The following is a 22,700-nucleotide window of genomic DNA, read 5'->3' on the forward strand; positions in this document are numbered from 1 at the left end:
GGCTGCCAACAGAAGTGAAAAGCGCCAAATAGGCGCTTTTCTTCTTTTAAGCGATTGAGCATTGAAGCTAGGCAGTCGCCAGCGGTGGCGGTTTCTTGTATGAGTGCACTACCAGTGCGATAAACAGCCCTGCACCCAGTAAGCGAAGCCAAATATCCAAACCTGGCCACATCATCAAAGCTGCCATACCGAATGTTGCTGCGCGGAAAAGCGGATTAATCGGACCTTCAAGATAACCCTCTAAGCCAGCTACAAGCGCCCAAGTACCCAAAATGGCAAACAGGGTCACAATAACAACCTGCTGAAAATCTCCCGCTACCAATGGTGTATACGCCATGAGTAGTGGCACTAAATAAAGTCCTTTCGCGATTTTCCAGGCTTTGAAGCCTGTAGCCATTGGAGGTGTGCGCGCAATGGTAGCGGCAGCAAAAGCAGTTAAGCACACAGGTGGCGTCACGTTACTGTCTTGCGATAACCAGAAAATGATCAGGTGTGCGGCCAACAGGGCTAATCCAACGGTAACTGGGCCCAGAGATTGCTCCAGAAGCGTCGCTTTAAAATCATCCGGTACCTTGCCTACTAAATCGACGGCCATTTCAAATGACATGGGTGAGCCTAAAGCGGCGAGCTGCTCCGGTGCTATCAGCATAAATATGGTCTTGGCTTCTTCTGGCAACTGACCGGTAGTAAGAAGCTCAAGCAATTGCTGCTCGGCAATCAAGCCATAAAGGGCAGGCGCAGAAAGGGTGCCAAGCACAATGTAGGACGCGGTGACAGGCAATCCCATTCCCAAAATCAGCGATGCCAGCGCGACCAATACAATCATGATGAACAGGCTGCCACCTGCCCAGTCATTGATCATCAGGGAGAAGGTATTGCCAATCCCTGTGGTGCTGATGACGTTGACCACTAAGCCAATACCAGTAAGCAATACCGCTGTGGTCGCCATGTTACGGGCGCCTTGGGCGAGCGCATCAAAGATATCCGCGATGCCCATCCTGTTTGGTGATAACCAAGACGACACAACCACTGAAATGATCGAGATACCCGCCGCATAGGTTGGTGTGAAGTCCATGACCAACAAAGCGACAAGCACAGCGAGTGGAATGAGGTAGTGCCAACCCGACGCCAATACTTTCAGCATGGATGGCGTTTCGGTTTCTAGCTGATGCACACCGGAGCGTTTGGCTTCTATGCGCACGAAGAAGGCCACAGACAGAAAATAAATCAGAGCAGGTGCAAACGATACTGCGATGATTTCGACATAGGGAATTTGGGTGTATGACGCCATGATAAACGCGCCTGCGCCCATTACAGGAGGCATGAGCTGCCCGCCTGTCGATGCTGCTGCTTCCACCCCTGCAGCAAACTTGGGAGGAAACCCGGCTTTCTTCATTAAGGGAATGGTGATCACCCCAGTAGATACGGTGTTTGCCACGCTGGAACCGGATACTGAGCCCATCAACCCTGAACCCAATACGGCGACAAAACCGGGGCCGCCAATGATCTTACCCGCGGCAGCACGGGAGACATTGATGATGTAATCACCCGCGCCGGATTTCACCAAAAATGCCCCAAACAAGATGAACATGAAGACATAGCTCCATGAAATTCTTGAGATAGGGCCAAACATGCCTTCTGAGCTGTAGAAAGCACGATAGAGCATGGTTTCTGCGGAAAGTCCCGGGAAAGCGAATATGCCATCGAGCCAACTTCCCCACCAAACCACATAAGTGAGCGCCACGACAATCAGGCATGGAATAAACCAGCCCATGGTTCGGCGAATCAATTCAAGAGCGATCAAAATGGCGATGACAGAAAACACCCAGTCGGTGGTGACGAAAGTTACGCCACGATCATACAGCGCATCTTCAGCGAAAATGATGTAAACAAGACAGGCGATAGCGGCGACGGCGATACCAATGTCGATGGCCAATGCAAAACGGCTATTTCGCCATTTGGCTGCAGCAGGGTAGGTCAATGCACACATTACTGAAAAGCCAGCGAAATGTGCAGCAGACACCCATAGCTCTGGCAGTGTAGCGAACGTATTAAACCAAATGTGAACAAGTGAAAGCGCGATACCGAAAATGGTGACAATACGAGTGATTAACGGGAAATCTGTTCGCTGCGTCAGTTCAAATTGGGAGAGTTCGGTTTCGATTTCCTGAGACGAATCAGCACTGGAAGATTTATCGGTCATATTCCCTCTAGCGTGCAAAAGAAGACACGACGTCCTGTTGGGCTGGAAATGAAGAAGCGGCGCTGACGGGGTCAGCGCCTTGGGTTTAGCCGTTAGTTGCTAACAAGGTGATCAGGAATCGTCAAACCTTGTTCTTTGTAGTAGCGAGCCGCACCTGGGTGTAGTGGCACAGGTAGGCCATCAATGGCTTTTTGTAGCGACATCGCTTTAGTGGCTTTGTGAATACCATTCAGGAAAGCCAGGTTTTCGTAGATGGTTTTTGTCAGCAGGTATACGTCTTCGTCACTGATGTCACTGCGTACTGCCAGGAAGTTAGGCTGAGCGATGGTTTCAACCGCTTCGGTTTGACCTGGGTAAGTATTGGCTTCAATCACGTAACGGGTCCATAGGTTATAGCTGCCATTGGCTTCTTTAACCTGCTCGTCGGTGAAGTTGAGGATTTTGATTTTATCGCCCATTGCCGCATAAGCACGGGTCACAGCGCTGACTGGGACACCTGCAGGCGTGTTCATGCCATCAATGTTGCCGTTTTGCAGGGCATCAGCACTGGCGCCGTAGCCGAGGTACGCCATATTGAATTTGTTAGTGTTGATATCCAAACCATTCAGAATTTGCAGGCCAGAGCCTTCTGTTCCTGAGTTTTTCTTACCGATAGAGAACTTCTTACCGTCCATAGCCTTCATGTCTGCCATGGTGCCAGTTTTGGCCAAATCGCTTAGCATGATGAAGTGCTCAACGTTTTGCCAAAGCATGGAAACAGAACGCAGTTCTTTCTGTGGGCCTGCCTGCTCAACTTTGCCTTCACCATTCCACGCCCATGCACCATAGAGACCCTGTAGGATTGCAAACTGTGCTTCATTCTCGCGGAGCAGCTTAACGTTTTCGCCAGAACCTGCAGAGCTGATAGCAGACAGTGAAAACTTGTACTGAGGCTCCAGCTTCACTTTACTCAGAGTCGCCAGTGCCACACCGACGGGGTAGTATGTGCCACCCGTAGATGCTGTAGCGAGGATGTAGTCTCTTTCTTCCGCAGCGGCACTGCCCATGCCTGCTGTCACGATGGCAGTTGCCAATGAAAGGGTTTTCACCAAGGATTTGATTTTCATACAACACTCCAATGTTATAGGTATCCGTTGCCGTGGAATAAGATGCAAAGCGTGAGATAGACGCATCGCAGATAACCAGCAAAGAATAGCCGACATTGTAAACGGTATGTTAACCAGTCCTGATAAACATAAGCTTTCTCTCAGTTTTTCTCCCGCCCTAAGACTTTGGTCTAACGCATTCTTTGAGATAAGATCGAGGAAGTCATCATCGGAGGTAACGTGGCGAAACCCAACAAGAAATTGCCGGAACGATCAGTCGATATCATCTGCGCGAAATGCAAGGCGATGTTGTTTAAATACAAGAAAGGTGGGAAAGGGTCTTTGGTGAAGTGTTTCAAAGAACGCATTGTGACTGACTACACTGAAACGCCTTGCGAATGTCCTTCTTGTGGCAATGTGTTTGCGAGGGAGACGTTGGTCAGGGGAACACCTGCTTATAAGATCATTGGCGGTAAGGCTGCCATGAAATAGAAAAGGCACCCTAAGGTGCCTTGAGTTCTTCTTTGCTAAGGCTTTAGATGCCTGCGCGTTTAAACAGACCTGCCATCAGCTTAGAGCTGGATTTCACGCCTGAAGATTTACCTTTAAACTCACCAGCAAGACGAGTATTGCCAACTTCGCGAGCGATGTGCTGCATGGTTAGGTACATATCTCTTGCCGACTTCATGCGGTTCTGGTCATTGAGTGGTGCCAGAAGTTTGATCATGTCAGCGCCAGACATCTTGTTGGTGACTGCATGTTCTTCGATTGCAGTCAGCAGTCTATCCAAATCGTTGGTTGCTTCTGAGCTTTCAATCCCTTCTTTCTTCATTGCTTTCAGATTACGGCGGCGGATCTGCTTAATGATGAAAGTAGGACGGCTTACTAGCTTGTAACCCCAAAATCCCGCTGCGACGACAAGAGCGATACCGCCAACCACGTATGGCCATACGGAACCGGAAGATTCAGCAACGGTTTGTGCATTAGCTGCGACTTCTACAACAGCTGAAGGTACGTCAGACATCTTTTTACCTTTGTTCTTTTTGAATTGAGCGTAGTTTCGCACTGTGGCACGAAAAAACACTGTTGCGCTTCACATTAAAGGAAAAGACCCGTCTTTGTGAAGTTTGATTGCAGAATTTTTATGCAGATTTCCAACAGTCACTTACGTATGTAGAGGAATTTCGTTAAAGATTAGTGAATGTTATGAGCGTAAAAGTGAATGAAAGGGATTTCTTGGTGTTAAGTGGGTTTGGTATGTGTTTTTAGCCATTTAAGCAAAAAAAGCAGGAATTTTGTCCCTGCTTTTTGATTCACCGAAAGTGATTACAAACCACCGAGGCAGATATATTTGGTATTCAGGTATTCATCGATACCCTGTTTGGCACCTTCGCGGCCAATGCCAGATTGCTTCACACCACCAAACGGTGCAACTTCGGTAGAGATAACCCCTTCATTGACGCCCACCATGCCGTAATCCAGCGCTTCCGCAATGGCGAAAATACGATTGATATCTTTGCTGTAGAAATAACTGGCAAGGCCGTAAATGGTGTCGTTCGCCATCTGCACCAGAGAGTTATCGTCGCTAAATCGAATGACAGGGGCGATAGGACCAAATATTTCTTCCTGAACAATCGCCATGTCGTGGGTGACATCAGTGAGGATCGTTGGCTCAAAGAATCGACCACCTTGATCTTTTCCTCCAACGGCTACTTTCGCCCCCTGTTCTGTCGCGCCAGTAATCAGGCGTTGGACCTTGGATTTGGCGTTATCGTCAATCAAAGGCCCAATGGTTACGCCATCCTCGAGACCATTTCCGATATTCAGTGCTTTCACGGCTTCTGAGAACTTCTCGACGAATTCGTCGTACACCGCATCCTGAACGTAAAAGCGGTTGGCACAAACACACGTTTGACCTGCGTTGCGGAATTTGGAGGCAACGGCACCTTTCACAGCGGCATCGATATCTGCGTCATCGAACACGATAAAAGGGGCATTGCCGCCAAGCTCCATCGACACACGTTTAACGCTCTCGGCACTTTGTTTCATGAGAATACGGCCGACATTAGTGGAGCCAGTAAAGGAGATTTTTTGTATTTGATCACTGCTACAGAAGAGTTCACCAGCCATCACTGCATCAGTTGTTGTCACTATCGCCAGTAAATCACGGGGTATACCAGCCTGATACGCAAGTTCTGCAACAGCGTAAGCACTTAAGGGCGTCTGAGCAGCAGGCTTGGCAATAAAGCTGCAACCTGCTGCCAGTGCTGGCGCGGCTTTACGGGTGATCATCGCGATAGGGAAATTCCATGGCGTGATGGCCGCTGCAACGCCGACAGGTTGGCGAATGGTCATGATTCTGCGGTCAGCCATTGGCGTTGGAATGGTCTCGCCATAAGTGCGCTTACCTTCTTCAGCAAACCATTGGATAAATGACGCGCCATAAACGACTTCACCACGGGACTCGGCAAGCGGTTTGCCTTGCTCTAATGTCATGATGCGCGCTAAATCTTCCTGATTTTCCATCAGTAGGTTAAACCATCGGATCAAAACCTCACTACGCTGTTTCGCTGTTTGTTTGGCCCAGGCTTTTTGTGCCTCTGAGGCTTTGCTGACGGCATTTTCTATCTCTTGCTGACTGTGATTAGGCACATAACCCAGAACGTCTCCGGTAGCAGGGTTATCAACAGCGATGGCAGTGTTCGTGTTTTCGCACATTGCCGAGAGTAGCGAGCGGTTAGTTATCTGTTCCATAGCGGCTTCCATTCGATGAACCAGTAGAGTTGAGATTAGCCTAACTGCCGGATTATTTGGTTGCAAGGAAAGGAGAGAAAGCAGGCAGAAACCTGAAAGAAAAGATGTTGAGATTGTGATGTGTGCAATATATTGAACGGATGAGCCTTTGAACGCTTGGAAACAAAAAGCCAGCGTCGTCGCTGGCTTTCAGAGTCTTCACATCAGGTTGATGTTATTTCGCAACGTTACCTGCCACGTTCATAATATCCCACGTGCGCGCAAACGGTGGCGCGTAGGCAAAGTCCATCATACCAAGTTGCTTGGTGGTCAACCCTGTACTTACGGCGACAGCCATTGCATCAATGCGGTGTACCGCGCCTTTGTAACCAATGATCTGCGCGCCAAGAATACGCTTTGAACCTTCCTCATACACCAACTTCATGTGCATGTCAGATTGGCCTTCGCAGTAATTGGTGTGGCATTTGTCTTTGATGGTGACGGTTTTCACCGCAAAGCCAGCGCGAATAGCTTCTTGCTCAGAAAGACCAGTGCGGCCGGCTTCCAATCCCAGAACGCGAACACAGCTTGTGCCCAAAGAACCCGGAAACTCCAGTGGTTCACCTTCGGTTTGCGCGATGTTGTCACCAATCATCCGGCCAAGCTTATTCGCACCGGTTGCCAGTGGGATATACACATTCTCACCGGATACTGAATGCCAGATTGTTGCGCAGTCGCCCGCAGCCCAAACATCGCTCAGTGATGTTTTACCTTGGCGATCCACGACAATGGCACCGTTATCTAAGGTTTTGATACCAGTCTCTTTCAGAAATTCGGTGTTTGGTTTAACGCCAGTACACACGATGACCAAATCTGTTACGTACTGGCCTTTGTCTGTTTCAATACCAGAAACATGACCTTCACCCAAAATGTTTTTCAGGGATTCGCCGGTGTGAATCTCAACGCCCGCTTTTTCCAGTTCAGACGAAAAATGAACGCTGATTTCGGCATCAAATGCATCAGGGATCAGGCGCTCAGCACGTTCAATCAGTCGAACCTTCTTACCTTGGTGAATCATGGCTTCGGCGACTTCAAGGCCAATAAAGCCAGAACCAATCACAGTGACATGCTGACATGATTCATCCTGAATCGCTTCTTTTAGCGAAAGACCGTCTTGCATGACACGAAGCGTATGAACGCCTTGCTTGTCGAGGCCAGAAACCGGTGGCAACAGTTCTCTCGCGCCGGTGGCAATCATCAGGCGGTCATACTCTGCGATGAACGTTTTGCCCTGATGGACGACTTCCAGCTTCTTTTGTTCAGCATCCAACTTGGTGACGCGATGGCCAGTTTTTACGGTAATGCCACGTTCAGCAAACTGTGCGGGCGTGAACTCTGACATATAGCCAGCATCTTGAAACTCATCAGCGACATAGTAGGGAAGACCGCATGCACCGAAGGAGATGACTTCTGAGGCTTCATAGACTGTGATGGTAGCGTTTGGGTTAACGCGACGAGCTTTAGCCGCAGCGCTCATGCCTGCTGCTTCACCGCCGATAATAACGATGTTCATGGTTTGAACCTTTAAATAGAACAGGAAAAGGGGACGTGATGCCCCCGATTGCAATTAGATGAGTGTTTATGCGGTGGCGTCTTCGCCATCCAAATTCAGCGGCTTGTCCTCGTTGAAAACGGTCATGTCAGTTTCGCCCATCAGCTTACTGGTCACAGAACCTGCTGTGATAGAACCTGAAACGTTCAACGCGGTGCGGCCCATGTCGATCAGAGGTTCAATCGAAATCAGAAGGCCTGCTAATGCCACTGGGAAGTCCATTGCTGAAAGCACAATCAACGCAGCAAATGTCGCGCCACCGCCGATACCGGCAACACCAAATGAGCTGACAGTAATTATGGCGATTAGAGGAACGAGGAATCCGATATCCAACGGGTTAATCCCCATTGTTGGTGCAATCATCACCGCAAGCATGGCCGGGTAGATGCCTGCACAACCATTTTGGCCGATGGTCGCACCAAATGAAGCTGCAAAGTTGGCAATGCCACTTGGTACGCCAAGCGCTTGCTCCTGTGTACGTACATTCAAAGGAATGGTTGCAGCACTGGATCGTGAAGTGAACGCGAAGGTCAGTACCGGGATAATTTTCTTCAGGTGGCGAATCGGGTTCAGGCCAACCAGTGAAATGATCAACAAGTGAATGACGAACATGGTGATCAGCGCGCCATAAGAAGCAAACACGAAGTTAGCCAAATTCACGATATCAGCGTAGTTAGACCCTGAAATCACTTTGGTCATTAGCGCCAATACACCGTAAGGCGTCAAACGCAGCACCATAGTCACTATGCGCATCACAATGGCTTGTGCGACTTTGATGAAGTGTTCGAATGAGGCGTAAATTTCGGGTTTCTTGGTGGAAATACCTGTCGCAGCCAAACCGATGAAGATGGAGAAGATCACCACGGCGATTGTCGATGTTTTACGCGAGCCAGTCATATCCAGGAATGGATTTGCAGGAATGAACTCTAGAATCATGTTAGCGAAAGACAAGCTTTCTACACGCCCCAGGTTTGCTTCCAAGGATTGGCCTCGGGCAACTTCCGCTGCCCCTGCTGTCAGGCCATCTGCACTCAGACCGAATAGCAGCGACCATGCAATGCCAACCAATGCTGCAATCATGGTGGTAATCACTAATACGCCAATGCTCATCGCGCTGATTTTACCCACCGATGTGCCGCCATTCAGTTTGAGAATGGCCGAAATGATCGAGACCATGACCAATGGGATGATGATCATTTGCAGTAGCTTAACGTAGCCTTTACCGACGATATCGAAGTAGTCAATGCTGCTGGCAATGATGTCTGAACCTGCACCGTAAAACAGTTGCAGTAATCCACCAAAAACAACACCTAAACCCAAGCCAGCAAAAACGCGTTTAGTAAAAGGAACATATTTGGCTTGGAGTTTATAAAGGAAATAGATAAGCGCGATGAATATCGCGAGGTTAAATATAACGCTCATTGTCATTCTATAATAATCCTTAAAAAAGTAGCGGGCTAAAATGAAACAAATAACAAAATAAAAACATATACCCAAACAACCTGAAGATGCTTGTATTCATAGGTCATCAATGCGTTCAATTCGAGGCAAATTTCACGAGGAATAGTCGTTCTATTTCCGTGGGATTTAACGAAGAAGTGGGCGCATTGAGGGCCTCCCTTCGGGCGAGTTGACTGATGCCGTGCTCTTTGTTGTTCCTTTTTGATGGAGATGACTACACCTGCAAAGAAACGCCGCGATCACGACACCAGTCAATCTCGCTGAATCCTGCATCTTCAGGTTGTTTGGGTATAAAATATATTTAACAAGTGAGAGGGAATCATCCATGTATGAAGACTCTCTCGAAACCACCTGGTTTCAGTCAGCAAGCGTGGTTATGGCGAATCATAAAGCCAAAGGCTTAAGCATATAAACGAGATCTATATTGCCAATAGTTATAAGATATAAATTCGACAGTTATTGGATAAATAAGAGTCGTGATTAACACTGGTATTTATATTTAGTCTAATTTAATTAACCAAAGTAAAACATGTTATCCGATTCTTTAATTTCCTGATTTATTTTTCATTAAGGATTTTAATTAGGATGATTTTAATTAAATGTGAACTTGGTTTTGCTTCTTTTAAACCAAAGTTATCTTTTTCTAAATACGGGATCTCGTCGTGTAAAACTTACAAAAATCAGTGTGATCTAAGTCATGTTTATCTGCTGACTCTGATTCAGGCATTGGTCTAGCTTTAAGGGGAGTGATTCAGATCACTAAAAGCGAAAAGTGGCAGCTAACTATAAGAAAAATAAAACAATGATGCTCTGAATATTAACCAGCTCAGATTCAGTGACCTAGGGGATTAGCCGATGAACAAACTCAATGCGGTCTTTTGTGCCGTCGCCTTTGCATCTTTACTCAGTGCCTGTCAGTCAACCAGTGAGCCAAGACAGGTTGCTTCTGAAACCAATGCACCCGCCCAAGAAAACCAGAACACACTAAAGATCTACGAAGCATCAAAAGCAAACTACGAGCGTTGGCTGGCTAAGATGGAGGAAAGCAAGTCACTAAGGCTTTACGACGATGACTTGGTCGATGATCTGTTCGATGCATGGGATGACGCTGTCGATGTGTACGAAGACTTCGCATCAAACCCCGCGAAAGCAACAGAAGACTATTCTGTCTTCTCTGATGGGACGTATGCTGAAATCTTCGACAAACGTCTGTCAAAAGTTGATGGGCTTTTTGAACGATTGCAAACACTCAAAACGACTGCAGATTCATTACTGGCTGAATCGATTGCTGAGATGGCTTACCTCGTAGAGATAGGCGCAGATGAGTTGTATGCATCACGCTATAACCGCTTGGCTTCTGATTACAGGAAGTTATTCTCTTATGTCGCGGATAACGACATTGATGATGCGCAGGTCAAGCAAGTCGTGTTCCTTGAAAATGCAAAGAAATTAGAAATTGCCGTTGTTCTCAAAACCCACGTTGAGCCACTGAAAAATCAGATTACCTTGCTTCGCCGTGAAGGGTTTAAGTCCGTAGCGCCCATCAGTTTCACTAAGTCAGAAGCTTCGCTCGAACAAGCGGTCGCCAGCGTTAATGCAAATCCCCGGGACATAGATGCCATCAATGCCGCTGTGGCTGCCGTTCAATTTGAAATTGACCACGTGAAGCATATCGGTCAGGAGGTAAAGCGGTTTAGAAATGTTGATGATGGTAAGTTTGAACCACTGATCCTTGAGTTGGAAAACCGACTTCATGCCATTGCGCAAGCGCTGGAAGGGTTAGATCTTCGCAATCAACCGATGCAGCAACAAGCCCTGGTGCTGGAAGAAAAGGCCCAGATGTTAAATACCGCTCTGACGTCGAAGCCCGACGTCGATCCTCAACTCGCGAAGCTGATGAGTGAACTGGATAAAGTGCAGTCAGATTTATCGATGTCGCAGCAGGAAAAAGCATCGCTAACGGCACAAGTGACGACACTGGAAGAGCAAAACAGCAAAAACGAAGGGCTGATTGACGACCTCAAGATGGTGATTGAAACCATCAAGCCAAAGGGAGATAGCATTGTGACAGAAGTGAGTGCGGAACCCACTGACGGGCTTTAGACTCCAATTAATCAAATAAAGAAAAGAGCGCTTTACGCGCTCTTTTTCATTGATTGTGTTTTAAGCCAACAAGTAATAATGATTGTTGGCTTTCTTAGCAATAAGGCCGCCAAGCAACATTTGCTCAAACAAAGCGTCTACATCATCCGTTGAAAGCAGGAAATGTTTACCAACGGCTTTCTTAGAGCATGTGATCACGCCGTCTTGCACCGCTTTTTTTACTTTATCTTCAAGCGACAGTGCTTCTTCTGCGCAAGCAGCATCCGCGGTGAAAGGCTCATCTAAAGCGGGTTTATGTTCCAGATAGCCAATCGGCTTGCTAACATCTTCCGGCGTGATATCAATTTCAGTGTGGTGTTGATAGAAGCGTCGGAAACGCAACTCTTCACCAATCACACCGACAAAGAAAGCCGCAAACAGGTCGAGCAAAATAGAAAGGAATACGACAAGACCGAATTGTGCAGCTTGCTGAGAAACGCTGAACGCATCGGCCAGGCTGTCAATCAAACCAATCGCAGAGCCTTGCGTTACAGGCGGCAACGAATCGCGTTCTGTTGCCAACTTGATTTGCTCTTCACGAAGCTTGTTGTTTTGCTGCTGAATACGGGTAACGCCTGTCGCGATGCGTTCCATTTCAATGTACTTTTCAGCGGCGAGGTTATTGAGTTCAATTTGTTTTTCGATGGCGGCGATTTGTCTGTCGTAGGCTGCGACTTTTGCTTCCTGAATGGAGATAACACCCTGCGCCTTATTGGTTGCACTGTTGATGCCGCCAATACTCCCGCCAATAGAAATGGCAGCCAGCACTAAATAGAAGACCAACGCAGTGATTGCGCCTGTGTAGTTTTTGTGTGCGCGACGCTCTCCAAATTCGTACCAAGCGTAGAATTTTCCCGCTTCGAAAATGATTGCCAGAGTACCAAACAACACCTTCATCATGGTGTTGTCATCAATGGAAAGGAATAGTAGCAGCGAAAAAACCGTAGAGGTAACAACAGCGGCACCGGTGAAGGTGTACACGCTGATCATGGCAAACGGCCCTTTAGGGTAACGATAACCCAACATGTTTTTGTAATGCATAAATGTGTCATTGATCACGGTACGAGGGCGGGGAGCATACCGCAATGATCATTAGGGTTCCGCAACTGTGGCACGTTAAGACGTTCAAGTGCATGTTTTTACGTCAATCTGAGAGCGAAATGAACGATTTTAAGTGGCGATAACTGTTGTCCATCTGAGAAAGCTGAATAAATTGGTAATTAAAAGTCACAGCGCTCAACCGTTGCATATTGATAAAGCATTTTAAGCAACGTATAAAATAAGCAAAAAGGAATGTTTATGTTGTCAGTTAGGGAAGTGTCTGGTTTTGGTGCTGTGTTATCGATCTTATTGGTGTTACTCCCTTTTGAAGATGATATTGAAGGGTTGTTAATCTCAAAAGCACCTTTATCGGTTGAAACGCAAGTATCAGAATCAAGCGTCCAACCAAAAATACAAGGAGAGACATGCAGTGTTAGAAGTTCTTTTCTATTTAGTGGTTGTGAAAAAGAGCATGATGAATTCTCTTCGCCAGACACAGGCAACCCAGAACTGAATGCTAAATTCGAAATTTGTAAGGTGAGTTATCAAACAACTGGTAAATTTCAGACTCATACTGAGTGCGTAGATGTATATAAAAAGATGGCTAAGTTTTGTATGGAAAACCCTCACTTGCTGTCCAGCTACAATACGCTTAGTCGGTACAACACCTGCCAGTCTCTGATGATGATTGAATCGCTATCAAGAATGGCCATGTTTCAGCCAGAAAAATTCAGAAATAAAGATATCGACTATGACTTGAGGATCGTCGATAAAGTAAATCCATTCAATGGAGTAAAATCACCTCAACAGCTTAAGCAGCGACTTACTGACATTGAAAGTGAGATTCAAGATTCTATTGAGCGTGCAAAAGCCGGCCCCTCTGGATGATTTCTAGTAACTCTTGGCAGAATCCATCGCCCATAAATGTGCTGCGACCAATGCGCGATAAGGAGAAAAAGGCGCAAGCCATTGTTGAGTTTCTTTCTCCGTTGGCTTTTCTTCCAGTCCTAATAACTGTTGAAGGCTTCTGCGGACGGCGACATCGCCATGAAGTGAACCATCCAACCAGCCGAATCCACGCAAAAGGGTATAGCTGACCGTCCATGGCCCCACACCTTTGACAGCAAGAAGCTGTTTGCCGATCTCTTCGGGGTCTGCATCTAACGACAGAGACAGGCTGCCGTCTACCAACGCTTGAGCAATACGCTGAATGGTTGTTGCCTTACTGTTCGAGTATCCGCAGTTTCGGTAAGTATCAATCTCGGTTTGGGCCAGAATTATTTCGTCGGGCAAACACCATATGCCGCTGCTGTGTTGCTTCCCGGTTGCCTGAATCAGTCTGCGTCGAATTGAGACTGCGGCTTCAACGCTGATGAGCTGTCCCGTGATTGCCCATGTAATGGCTTCGAAGGGTGTAACGGTTTGAGGAATTCGGAGCCCTGAAGAATGATTCAATAGGCGGGAAACATCGCAGTGAGCTTTGTATTCTGATTCAAAGTCTTCTGTGGCTTGCTTTAGTCCGAGCATATGTTGAAGAAGACTATTGAGATCGTCCTCTGTCATTAGGCACGTTTCTGCGTCCGATTGAATATCCAGTCTGGCTGAATCTGCAGATAAAGAAAGGTGAAGTAGGGTAGGAACGCCTTCTAAGGTGATGCCTTTTATCACTTCATTGCCTTCGACTTTTTCAGCCAGCTCAGTTTTGTCTCTTCTATGAAAAGTCAGAAAATCTTGATGACGAAAACTCTCAGGGAGTGACGTTGTCACTGAGAGAGGGGCATGGTTCATGTTTTCTAACTCCATGTTGAAGAAGGACTTGGACACTTACGAAAAGCGCTAACAATCAAGACTAAGCGTTCATTCGATGGAACGCGATAAATAACGTTATAACGCACTATAACTGAATATGTTAACTTCCAATTATTCAATTAGGATCACAGTCGCGCGACTCGTCTCCTAGTCTGCAAAAGGGTTTATGCGGAGATGTATCTGCGTTCAGGTCGACCGACGCTGCCGTAATTAACCTGTGCTTCCAATTCCTGGGTGCTGACCATGTATTCGAGGTAGCGTCTTGCCGTGGTGCGGCTCGCGCCGATCATGGCACCAACTTCTTCTGCATTGAGGGAGGCGTCTGAATCAGAGAACACGGTACGGATTTTATCGAGTGTGATGCCATCAATCCCTTTTGGCAGTCGTTGAATGGAACTGGCGATTTCTTGTGACGCTGTACCCGTACTTACCGTACGTTGAGGTAATAAGGTATCGACGTCGGTTTGAACCAAATCATCCATGGCATGCAACTTTTCAAGATGCGCGGCGTATTGATGAATGGCTTCTTTTAAGCGTTCGAACACTAGCGGTTTGAGGATGTAGTGGAATACGCCGCTGCGTAACGCTTCACGCAAGGTGTCGACCTCTTTGGCCGCTGTAATAAGAATGACATCGGTTTCGCTGTTGTTTGCCCGTAATTTACGGAGAAGCTCGAGGCCTGTTCCATTAGGGAAGTGGTTATCAAGAAGCAGGAGTTCAGGTTTGAATACATCCACCAAATCTTCCGCGTCTTCAAGCGTATGAGCGATGCCGACAAGTTCGACGCCCTCGATACGTTCAAGAAAGCGTTTTTGAATCTCTGCGATTTGAACGTCATCTTCTGCGATAACGACGCGGATGTTTTGTGTCATAGGTACTGCTGACTCCTTGCTTAGTCTCTTTTTATAGTTTAGTTCTGATTTTCAAAGGATTTAGGGATATAAACGGTAAACCGGCTGCCCATGGTATCGCCAGGCTCGAGCAAAATCGTACCACCGAGCTTTTGCAAAAGCTTTTGCACCAAATGAAGCCCATAGCCGTGACCTTCGCCCTTTTTGCTAGTGACACCTTTAAGGAAGATGCGCGAATGGTCTTCTTCAAGAATACCTTGCCCTTCGTCCTCTATTTCAAATATGAGGTCATTGCCAAGATCGGTCATGGATAGCCTGACTTCCAAGCGTTTGTTGCTTAACGTGGCTTCAAGGGCATTGTCGATCAAGTTACCGATGATACTCACTAACTCTTCGCGAGGGATGTGATCGGGAATCTCTTTCATTGAGCTTTCTGGGTCGATTTCGAGGCGTAAACCCAGTTCTTTGGCGCGGTTGTATTTCCCCAGCAAACAGCCCGCGAGGATAGGATCCGGCACGGCTTCAACCATCAGATGAATCAGTGCTTGATGGCTTTGGGTTTCCTGTCCAATGAGTGCCAATGCTTCATCGGTAGCACCAATCTGAATCAGACCCGCAATGGTATGGAGTTTATTGGAATACTCGTGGGACTGACTGCGCAGCGTGTCCGCATATTGCTGTATTTGAGTAAGCTGTTTACTCACGGCATCGAGCTCGTCTTTACGGCGAAAGCTCGACACAACGCCTGTGATTTCGTTGTCCTGAAGGAGGGGGAGACGGTTCACAATCAGGTTTCTGTCTTGCAGCCAAATTTCTTTATCGAAATGGGGTTTGCCGGATTTAAGCACATCCATTAAACGGCTGTCTGGCAGCACTTCTTCAATCGGGCGGTCGGTGAGCTTGGTGTTGGCATCTAATCCCAGTGTTTCAACGGCAGCTCGGTTGAAGGTTGTAATACGCCCTTTGTTATTGACGGCAATGATCCCTTCACGGACGGATTCAAGCGTCGCATTTCTCTCTTGAAACAATCGGCCTATCTGTTCAGGTTCAAGACCAAAAATCGCTTTCTTGAAGTGGTTAGCAAACCACAGACCCGTCAAGACACTTAACGAAAAGCTGATGGCAATAACGATATAGAGCGTGGCGATATAGCGGTTGATGATGTCATCAACGGATTTGAGCAAGAAACCGACCGAGACAATACCGACGACCTCTTCGCTACTGGAATCAAAGATTGGGGCTTTGCCTCTCACTGTCGCCCCAAGGCTACCCGTTGCTTTTTGAATGTAGGGTTTGCCGTAAAGCAAGGCGGGCTCGTTGTAATCGCCGTCATCGTCATACATGGGTTTACCTACCCGCTCCCAAGATGGGTGGGCGAGTCGTATGCCATTGCGATCTCCAATCACGACAAACCGGGCGTCATTCACTTCGGCCAGATCAATGGCCAGCGGTTGCAGGTATTCACTGTCTCTCTGTTCTGCTGCTTCAACCACGGCCGGCATGGCGGCAATCGTTTTGGCCACGTTTAAGGCACGTTGGCTGATTTGTTCGTCGAGAGAATGAGAAAGATAGAAAAGTGCAAACAGACCGATAAATCCAGTTTGCAGCAAGGCCATCATGCCAAGGATCAGCATCATGCGGGTTTTGAGCTTGAGCGCGCGAAGTGAAAACATCCAGAGGTGAAACCTTTTGTTTACTAAAGAGGGCGAGTTCGTGGTTTAAGCATACTCGCTATTATCTATCTACTTGAAATGATGATTCTTTGTTCTTTATCACGCAAGTGAACAATATGAACAAAATGTTTTTAAAGGTTTAAAAAAACATTAAAAACACAAGCTTTCCAGATCCGAGGTCACCAAATAGTTTGAAAGAGTAGGGCTAAGATCCCGAAACGGCGCATTGCGCAAAAACGCCATTTTGAGCGGAGTTTCGGCATAAATCTATCTCGTCCAAAGGACGGAACGACACGAGGAAAAACCTATGATTTCAAATCTGTTCGCCAAAAAACGTTCATTCGTTGCTGCATTGGCGCTCACATCTGCACTGAGTGCGGGAATAGCTAACGCTGCTGTTGAAGAAGTTCACTTCCTTATCCCTGGTGGTGCAGGTGGTGGCTGGGATGGCACTGCGCGCGGTACAGGTGAGGCTTTGTCTAAAGCAGGTCTTGTTGAAACTGTTTCTTACGAAAACATGTCCGGTGGTGGCGGTGGTAAAGCGATTGCACACCTGATCGAAACGGCTGATCAAGCTGACAACACACTGATGGTGAATTCTACCCCGATTGTTATTCGCTCACTTTCTAAAGTTTTCCCTCAGTCTTTCCGTGACCTGACGCCAATCGCCGCGACGATTGGTGACTATGCGGCTTTCGTGGTACCAACCAGCTCCAAATACCAAACCTTCGCTGAGGTTTTGGCTGACTACAAAGAAAACCCACGTTCTATTGCGATCGCTGGTGGTTCTGCGCGAGGCAGCATGGACCACTTGGTTGCAGCTCAAGCATTCAAAGCAGCGGGTGGTGATCCTAAGAAACTGAAATATGTCGCTTACGATGCAGGTGGTAAAGCAATGGCTGGCATTCTGTCAGGTGAAGCTCAGTTGCTGTCTACCGGTTTCTCAGAAGCACTGGCACTCAAAGATGCAGGCGAAGTTCGCATTCTGGCTATGACAGGTCCAGAGCGCTCTCCAGCAGCAGCGGATGTTCCGACTCTGAAAGAGCTGGGTGTTGATGCTGAGTTCACCAACTGGCGTGGTTTCTTTGCCGCACCGGGTTTGTCTGATGCACAAGCGGATGAATACGCTGCAGTACTGGAGAAAATGTATTCGACCGATGAATGGGCGGAAGTTCGTGACCGCAACGGTTGGATCGAAATCTTCAAACCTCGTGCTGAGTTCGTGACTTTCCTTGAAGGTCAGGAGCAAGAAGTGGGTGCACTGATGAAAGAGCTTGGCTTCCTGCGCTAAGCCTCAACGAAAAGGGCTCGGTTCTCTGAGCCCTGATTCAATTTAAGGCCCAAGGATAAGGCCTTATCGCTTTTCAAGACGGACATTTCCGTCTTAATTTGCAGTTCAAGGAGTGTCACATGGTTGTCACTAAAGACCATATCGGTGGTCTCATATTTCTCTGTCTTTCAGTGGCATACGGCTACTACGCTCGTCAAATCCCAATGCTGCCCGGTGACGAATACGAACCTTTCCACGCTCAGACTTTGCCTATTGCCTTGTCGTATATGGGCGGCATTCTAGGTGTGCTCATGCTGGTTACTGGGCGAAGAGACGCTGCCGCGAAGTTGTCCCTGGCGGGGCTGGATTTTGTGTTGGTGGCGAAACTGCTGGTGCTGATAGTTGCATTCGCTTTTGCGCTGGAGTGGGTTGGCTTCCTGCTTTCTACCATCTTCTTTTTGGTTGTCGGTTACTGGATTCTTGGTGAACGTCGTCCAAAAACATTGTTCATTGCGTCTGTGCCGTTTGCTGTGGGTATCTGGTTTGTGCTGGCAAAGCTATTAGATATCTATCTCGCTCCAGGGCGCGCGTTTACCCAGTTGTTCGGAGGTTAAGGCTATGTGGGAAGGAATTGCTACGGGCTTAGGCACCGCAACTATGCCTTTTAACATTATGATGGTGGTCGTTGGCTGTTTCGCCGGTACCTTCATCGGTATGCTGCCGGGTCTTGGCCCAATTTCAGCAGTGGCGCTCATGATCCCGATTACTTACGGTCTGGATCCTGCGTCTGGCATCATCCTGATGGCAGGCGTGTATTATGGTGCCGTATTTGGTGGCTCCACTTCTTCTATTCTGATTAACGCACCAGGTTGTGCGAGTACAGTGGTTACTGCGTTCGACGGTTATCCTCTTGCTCAACAACGTCAGGCCGGTAAAGCACTGGCGCTGGCTGCGTACTCCTCTTTTACTGGCGGTACGATTGGCGCAATTATTCTGTTGTTTGCCGCACCAGCACTGGCAAAGGTTTCCCTAAGCTTCCAGTCTGCTGACTATTTTGCATTGATGATCCTTGGCTTGACCGCAGTCGCTGCGTTTGCCGGTAAAGGTCAGGTGCTAAAAGCGATGGCGATGACGGTATTCGGCCTGATGATTGCGACTGTGGGTACGGATGTTATCACCGGTGCGCCGCGCTTTACGTTCAACAATATCGATCTGATTGACGGTATCAGCTTCCTGTTGCTGGCAATGGCAACTTTTGCTTTGGCAGAAGTGGTGATGACTGTATTGAAAGGCCAGCACAAAGAAGAAGAACCAGACATGGACATGGCGGCGCTTGGCAGCATGAAATTGTCTAAAGACGAAGTGAAAGAAGTTGCACCAACGGTAGCCCGTTCTTCAGTCTTTGGTTTTATCGTGGGCGTGCTTCCCGGTGCAGGTGCAACGATTGCGTCGTTCCTTGCTTATGGTTTGGAACGGAACCTTGCGCCAAAACGTCTGAAGGAGAAGTTCGGTAAAGGTGCATTACGAGGCCTTGCAGCGCCAGAATCAGCCAATAATGCGGCATCGACAGGCTCTTTTGTGCCACTGCTAACCTTGGGTATTCCAGGCTCTGGTACAACAGCGATCATGCTGGGTGCTTTGATTGCTTATGGCATCCAGCCTGGGCCGCGTTTATTTATTGATAACCCGGATGTGTTCTGGTCGGTGATCATCTCAATGTACTTTGGCAACATCGTACTGCTCATCCTGAACTTGCCACTGATCCCATATATCTCGCGTCTGCTGGTGATCCCACGACCGATTCTGATCCCACTTATCCTGTTCTTCTCAATCACAGGGGTGTACCTGGTCAGTTTCAATACGTTTGATATCAACATGATGGTACTCATCACTGTCGTGGCAATCTTGCTCAAACTATTGGACTTCCCAATGGCGCCAATGCTACTGGGCTTTATATTGGGCGGTATCATGGAAAACAACCTCAGTCGGTCGCTCATTATCTCTGATGGTAGCTTGAGCTTCCTCTGGGAAAGGCCACTGACGTTGACCATTATGTGCATTTCGGTGTTTGTTCTGTTGCTGCCTTTGATTCGTGCAGGCTTGGAAAAGCTGGGCTTTGGTGTGAAAAGGAGTCAACAGGCGAATGTTCAAATTGACCGAGGTGATGGCTAAAAGGGCATAGACTGAAATCAACCTAAGAGCCACCGATGAAGGTGGCTCTTTTATATAAAAATATTGAACACTGTTTTATATTTCTGATAGGGTGACTTGATATGTGATTCAAGTTGTCTTTAATAGACTGACGATACCGCGGGTTTGGGTATAAGATTCAAACGAAACGCCAAGCAATCAAATAGGGAGAGCATGATGAATCCAATGAAAGCACTGGTGCTGTCATTAATGCTTGTGTTGCCTTTATCGGCGCAGGCAGAGGAAGAAAGTAGCTGGGACAAAGCGAAAGAATCTGCAAGCGAAGCTTGGGGCTCGGCGAAGGAAGCAGGTAAGAATGCTTGGGATGCGACCAAAGAAAAGAGCGGGGAGCTGCTCAATAACGCTGAGGAAGGTGGAAGTAACCTTTGGGACAGCGCAAAAGAGAAAAGCTCAGAGCTCTGGAATAAAGGCAAAGAGAAAGGCAGCGAACTGGTCGAAGAAGCAGAAAAGAAAGCCGAAGAAATGCTAGAGCCTGAAGAAACTGAACCTGCGCCAGTTAAACCTCTAGAACCAGAAAAATCTGAGAAATTTAACCAGTCAGCCTGAATGCACGAAAAGGCATAATGAACAGCATTGTGCCTTTTTTCTTAAATCGCCTTACGAACCCCTTCAAGTTCATCCAGTCTGGCCTCATGGCCAAGGATCGCATCAGCCTGTTCTGCAGGCGTCTTTAGTTTTTTTAACGCACCGTCCAGCATTAAATCCAACGTGTCGATAGATTTTGCACGACGAAAGAAAATAAGCCACTCGGTACGGTTTTTAGGCAAGGCTTGAGACATGAAACTCCGTTCATATTTTGTTCTGTAATAAGAGCATTTTAGCAAAGTTTACTAAAAGAGAGGAGCATAAGCTGCTCCGCAACAATGCGAGTTATTCTGGAATTTAAAAACTTAGAAAAAAATTGTCATCATCCTTCGTCTTTTTCTTCCTAGCTTCGTCTTATACCCAAACAACCTGAAGATGATCGCATTCAGAGGCCCTCAATACGTTCAATTCGAGGCGAATTTCGCGAGGAATAGTTGTTCTATTTCCGGGGAATTTAACGAAGAAGTGGGCGTATTGTGGGCCTCCCTTCGGGCGAGCTGACTGATGTCGTGCTCTTTGTTGTCCCTTTTTGATGGAGGTGACTACACCTGCAAAGGGACGCCGCGACCACAACACCAGTCAAGCTCGCTGAATCCTGCATCTTCAGGTCGTTTGGGTATATAGGTAAAGTCCCTAAAAGAAGAAGCATTCTTATGATTAAAGTTGTTAGTTTTAAAATCTGTCCTTTCGTTCAACGTGTCACTGCATTGCTTGAGGCTAAGGAAGTCCCTTATGAGATTGAATATATCAGCCTCAAGGATAAGCCTGATTGGTTCCTGGAAATCTCCCCCAATGGGCAGGTTCCATTGCTTATCACCGAAAGCGGCGTAGCTTTGTTCGAGTCTGATGCCATCGTTGAATACATCGAAGATGAATTTGGACCTTTGCAAGACAAGTTGAGTAACGAAGACAAAGCGGTGCAGCGCGCATGGAGCTATCTGGGTACCAAACACTACCTGATGCAGTGCGGCACCATGAGCAGCAAAGATAAAGCGACCTTTGATGAAAGGGCAAGTAAGTTACAATTGGTTCTCCAGAAAGCTGAGAAGCAACTGACATGTGACACGCGATTCTTTGACTCAAACACGCTAGGCAAAGTTGATGTTGCTTGGTTACCGCTCTTGTATCGCGCAGCGATTATTAAAGAAAAGAGCGGGTATGACTTCCTATGTGGTCTGCCAAAGATGCAGGCATGGCAGCACGCCGTTTTAGAGACAGGTTATGCGGTGAAGTCAGTATCATCGGACTTTGTTGAACGATTCAGCGATTTCTACCTTAAAAACACCTATCTTGGTGAAGGTAAAGATGTGGCGGCTAGTCAGTGCGGATCGTCAAGCTGCTGCGGTTAAGCGATTTAACTTTAAAAATAAATACACTTGGCTGGTGGGAGACATCCCATCAGCCAATTTCCGTTTATGTAAGAGTGAGCAATGACAATAGAAGCCATTTGGTCTGAGTATCAGACAGGTCTTAAAGCCTTTATTCGTAGCAAAGTCAGCAATCCGGACGATGCGGAAGATTTGCTGCAGGACATACTGGTAAAGACGTATACCAGCCTGTCTTCTTTGCATGAGCGCAGCAAGTTAAAGCCTTGGCTGTTTCAGATAGCCAACAATGCCATCATCGATTTCTACCGGAGAAAAAGGTTCGACAGCAATTATAGTGATGAGGTCGGTATCGAACTCTGGCTAGATGAAGAATCGCCTTCTGTTGTCCAAGATCTTTCCAAATGTATTCTCCCATTTTTACACGGTTTGTCTGAGAGTGAGGCCGAATTGCTAAAGGCGATTGAGATAGACGGCGTCAGCCAGAAAGATTACGCGGAAACTCACGATATTAATTATTCAACGTTAAAGTCGCGGTTAAAGAAAAGTCGGCAGAACTTGATGGGCTTATTCAATCAGTGCTGCAAGTTCTCGTTGGACAGCCAAGGCAATCTGCTGGAGTACGAACGTAGGGATGGCAATTGTTCTAAGTGTTAGTGTTCCATAGAAATGACTGAATTGGGAGTTGAGTGGCGTTTA

Annotated in this window: 20 protein-coding genes; 9 read left to right on the forward strand and 11 right to left on the reverse strand. The window is 47.3% G+C overall.

What is annotated here, in order from left to right; all coding sequences use genetic code 11:
* Window positions 1-67: 67 nt before the first annotated feature.
* Window positions 68-2,203 carry a TRAP transporter permease gene (locus D515_RS16985; protein ID WP_002540267.1) on the reverse strand — a complete coding sequence of 712 codons (2,136 nt, stop codon included), beginning with the start codon at window positions 2,201-2,203 and terminating at the stop codon, window positions 68-70.
* 92 nt (window positions 2,204-2,295) lie between these two features.
* Window positions 2,296-3,309 (reverse strand): TAXI family TRAP transporter solute-binding subunit, encoded by a 1,014-nt coding sequence (locus D515_RS16990; RefSeq protein ID WP_002540268.1) that lies wholly within the window; start codon window positions 3,307-3,309, stop codon window positions 2,296-2,298.
* A gap of 219 nt (window positions 3,310-3,528) precedes the next feature.
* Here D515_RS16990 and D515_RS16995 point away from each other — a divergent pair, with 219 nt between their 5' ends.
* Window positions 3,529-3,780: a hypothetical protein gene (locus D515_RS16995; protein ID WP_002540269.1), complete on the forward strand. Its 252-nt coding sequence runs from the start codon at window positions 3,529-3,531 to the stop codon at window positions 3,778-3,780.
* A gap of 43 nt (window positions 3,781-3,823) precedes the next feature.
* On the opposite strand, the gene D515_RS17000 is transcribed toward D515_RS16995, so the two are convergent.
* The 4 genes from D515_RS17000 to D515_RS17015 form a co-directional block, all read right to left on the reverse strand.
* Window positions 3,824-4,312, reverse strand: coding sequence for a hypothetical protein (locus D515_RS17000; protein WP_002540270.1), 489 nt, complete (start codon window positions 4,310-4,312; stop codon window positions 3,824-3,826).
* 302 nt (window positions 4,313-4,614) lie between these two features.
* Window positions 4,615-6,042, reverse strand: coding sequence for an NAD-dependent succinate-semialdehyde dehydrogenase (locus D515_RS17005; protein WP_002540271.1), 1,428 nt, complete (start codon window positions 6,040-6,042; stop codon window positions 4,615-4,617).
* 214 nt (window positions 6,043-6,256) lie between these two features.
* The gene (locus tag D515_RS17010) at window positions 6,257-7,594 is read right to left on the reverse strand and encodes a CoA-disulfide reductase (protein WP_002540272.1); all 1,338 of its coding nucleotides are present in this window, start codon (window positions 7,592-7,594) and stop codon (window positions 6,257-6,259) included.
* Between the two features lie 66 nt (window positions 7,595-7,660).
* On the reverse strand, window positions 7,661-9,061 hold the full coding sequence (locus D515_RS17015) for an L-cystine transporter (RefSeq protein WP_002540273.1): 1,401 nt from the start codon (window positions 9,059-9,061) through the stop codon (window positions 7,661-7,663).
* A gap of 888 nt (window positions 9,062-9,949) precedes the next feature.
* On the opposite strand from D515_RS17015, the gene D515_RS17020 reads away from it, so the two are divergent.
* Window positions 9,950-11,197 carry a hypothetical protein gene (locus D515_RS17020; RefSeq protein WP_002540274.1) on the forward strand — a complete coding sequence of 416 codons (1,248 nt, stop codon included), beginning with the start codon at window positions 9,950-9,952 and terminating at the stop codon, window positions 11,195-11,197.
* A 60-nt stretch (window positions 11,198-11,257) separates the two neighbouring features.
* Here the strand turns inward: D515_RS17020 and D515_RS17025 are convergent, their stop codons facing one another.
* Window positions 11,258-12,277: a hypothetical protein gene (locus D515_RS17025; RefSeq protein ID WP_002540275.1), complete on the reverse strand. Its 1,020-nt coding sequence runs from the start codon at window positions 12,275-12,277 to the stop codon at window positions 11,258-11,260.
* A gap of 258 nt (window positions 12,278-12,535) precedes the next feature.
* Between D515_RS17025 and D515_RS17030 the strand changes: the two genes are divergently transcribed.
* Window positions 12,536-13,165 carry a hypothetical protein gene (locus D515_RS17030; protein WP_039850253.1) on the forward strand — a complete coding sequence of 210 codons (630 nt, stop codon included), beginning with the start codon at window positions 12,536-12,538 and terminating at the stop codon, window positions 13,163-13,165.
* Between the two features lie 3 nt (window positions 13,166-13,168).
* Here D515_RS17030 and D515_RS17035 read toward each other — a convergent pair whose 3' ends face one another.
* From D515_RS17035 to D515_RS17045, 3 genes are all read right to left on the reverse strand, one after another.
* Entirely contained in the window at window positions 13,169-14,065 is an 897-nt protein-coding gene (locus tag D515_RS17035; RefSeq protein WP_002540277.1) for a DNA-3-methyladenine glycosylase family protein, read from the reverse strand.
* Between the two features lie 185 nt (window positions 14,066-14,250).
* Window positions 14,251-14,958, reverse strand: coding sequence for a response regulator (locus D515_RS17040; protein ID WP_002540278.1), 708 nt, complete (start codon window positions 14,956-14,958; stop codon window positions 14,251-14,253).
* A 38-nt stretch (window positions 14,959-14,996) separates the two neighbouring features.
* Window positions 14,997-16,610: an ATP-binding protein gene (locus D515_RS17045; RefSeq protein WP_002540279.1), complete on the reverse strand. Its 1,614-nt coding sequence runs from the start codon at window positions 16,608-16,610 to the stop codon at window positions 14,997-14,999.
* Window positions 16,611-16,917: 307 nt separating this feature from the next.
* Between D515_RS17045 and D515_RS17050 the strand changes: the two genes are divergently transcribed.
* The 4 genes from D515_RS17050 (at window position 16,918) to D515_RS17065 (ending at window position 20,637) form a co-directional block, all read left to right on the forward strand.
* Complete coding sequence (locus D515_RS17050) at window positions 16,918-17,901, forward strand: tripartite tricarboxylate transporter substrate binding protein (protein WP_002540280.1); 984 nt, start codon at window positions 16,918-16,920, stop codon at window positions 17,899-17,901.
* Between the two features lie 119 nt (window positions 17,902-18,020).
* The gene (locus D515_RS17055; RefSeq protein WP_002540281.1) at window positions 18,021-18,494 is read left to right on the forward strand and encodes a tripartite tricarboxylate transporter TctB family protein; all 474 of its coding nucleotides are present in this window, start codon (window positions 18,021-18,023) and stop codon (window positions 18,492-18,494) included.
* 4 nt (window positions 18,495-18,498) lie between these two features.
* Window positions 18,499-20,052 (forward strand): tripartite tricarboxylate transporter permease, encoded by a 1,554-nt coding sequence (locus D515_RS17060; protein ID WP_002540282.1) that lies wholly within the window; start codon window positions 18,499-18,501, stop codon window positions 20,050-20,052.
* A 192-nt stretch (window positions 20,053-20,244) separates the two neighbouring features.
* Window positions 20,245-20,637 carry a hypothetical protein gene (locus D515_RS17065; RefSeq protein WP_231590921.1) on the forward strand — a complete coding sequence of 131 codons (393 nt, stop codon included), beginning with the start codon at window positions 20,245-20,247 and terminating at the stop codon, window positions 20,635-20,637.
* Window positions 20,638-20,678: 41 nt separating this feature from the next.
* Here D515_RS17065 and D515_RS17070 read toward each other — a convergent pair whose 3' ends face one another.
* Window positions 20,679-20,870, reverse strand: a complete 192-nt coding sequence (locus D515_RS17070) for a hypothetical protein (protein WP_002540284.1) — start codon at window positions 20,868-20,870, stop codon at window positions 20,679-20,681.
* A gap of 459 nt (window positions 20,871-21,329) precedes the next feature.
* On the opposite strand from D515_RS17070, the gene D515_RS17075 reads away from it, so the two are divergent.
* Together D515_RS17075 and sigZ are read left to right on the forward strand one after the other, a co-directional pair.
* Window positions 21,330-22,025, forward strand: coding sequence for a glutathione S-transferase family protein (locus tag D515_RS17075; protein WP_002540285.1), 696 nt, complete (start codon window positions 21,330-21,332; stop codon window positions 22,023-22,025).
* Window positions 22,026-22,106: 81 nt separating this feature from the next.
* The gene (gene sigZ / locus D515_RS17080; RefSeq protein ID WP_002540287.1) at window positions 22,107-22,658 is read left to right on the forward strand and encodes an RNA polymerase sigma factor SigZ; all 552 of its coding nucleotides are present in this window, start codon (window positions 22,107-22,109) and stop codon (window positions 22,656-22,658) included.
* Window positions 22,659-22,700 lie beyond the last annotated feature (42 nt).

It is taken from the genome of Grimontia indica (assembly GCF_000333895.2).
GTDB classification, from domain to species: Bacteria; Pseudomonadota; Gammaproteobacteria; order Enterobacterales; family Vibrionaceae; genus Enterovibrio; species Enterovibrio indicus.

Bases quoted from the DNA above. Each gene is read 5' to 3' on its own strand.
- D515_RS16985 (WP_002540267.1), bottom strand. From the start codon at position 2,203: ATGACCGATAAATCTTCCAGTGCTGATTCGTCTCAGGAAATCGAAACC.
- D515_RS16990 (WP_002540268.1), bottom strand. From the start codon at position 3,309: ATGAAAATCAAATCCTTGGTGAAAACCCTTTCATTGGCAACTGCCATC.
- D515_RS17000 (WP_002540270.1), bottom strand. From the start codon at position 4,312: ATGTCTGACGTACCTTCAGCTGTTGTAGAAGTCGCAGCTAATGCACAA.
- D515_RS17005 (WP_002540271.1), bottom strand. From the start codon at position 6,042: ATGGAACAGATAACTAACCGCTCGCTACTCTCGGCAATGTGCGAAAAC.
- D515_RS17010 (WP_002540272.1), bottom strand. From the start codon at position 7,594: ATGAACATCGTTATTATCGGCGGTGAAGCAGCAGGCATGAGCGCTGCG.
- D515_RS17015 (WP_002540273.1), bottom strand. From the start codon at position 9,061: ATGACAATGAGCGTTATATTTAACCTCGCGATATTCATCGCGCTTATC.
- D515_RS17020 (WP_002540274.1), top strand. From the start codon at position 9,950: ATGAACAAACTCAATGCGGTCTTTTGTGCCGTCGCCTTTGCATCTTTA.
- D515_RS17025 (WP_002540275.1), bottom strand. From the start codon at position 12,277: ATGCATTACAAAAACATGTTGGGTTATCGTTACCCTAAAGGGCCGTTT.
- D515_RS17030 (WP_039850253.1), top strand. From the start codon at position 12,536: ATGTTGTCAGTTAGGGAAGTGTCTGGTTTTGGTGCTGTGTTATCGATC.
- D515_RS17035 (WP_002540277.1), bottom strand. From the start codon at position 14,065: ATGAACCATGCCCCTCTCTCAGTGACAACGTCACTCCCTGAGAGTTTT.
- D515_RS17040 (WP_002540278.1), bottom strand. From the start codon at position 14,958: ATGACACAAAACATCCGCGTCGTTATCGCAGAAGATGACGTTCAAATC.
- D515_RS17045 (WP_002540279.1), bottom strand. From the start codon at position 16,610: ATGTTTTCACTTCGCGCGCTCAAGCTCAAAACCCGCATGATGCTGATC.
- D515_RS17050 (WP_002540280.1), top strand. From the start codon at position 16,918: ATGATTTCAAATCTGTTCGCCAAAAAACGTTCATTCGTTGCTGCATTG.
- D515_RS17055 (WP_002540281.1), top strand. From the start codon at position 18,021: ATGGTTGTCACTAAAGACCATATCGGTGGTCTCATATTTCTCTGTCTT.
- D515_RS17060 (WP_002540282.1), top strand. From the start codon at position 18,499: ATGTGGGAAGGAATTGCTACGGGCTTAGGCACCGCAACTATGCCTTTT.
- D515_RS17065 (WP_231590921.1), top strand. From the start codon at position 20,245: ATGATGAATCCAATGAAAGCACTGGTGCTGTCATTAATGCTTGTGTTG.
- D515_RS17070 (WP_002540284.1), bottom strand. From the start codon at position 20,870: ATGTCTCAAGCCTTGCCTAAAAACCGTACCGAGTGGCTTATTTTCTTT.
- D515_RS17075 (WP_002540285.1), top strand. From the start codon at position 21,330: ATGATTAAAGTTGTTAGTTTTAAAATCTGTCCTTTCGTTCAACGTGTC.
- sigZ (WP_002540287.1), top strand. From the start codon at position 22,107: ATGACAATAGAAGCCATTTGGTCTGAGTATCAGACAGGTCTTAAAGCC.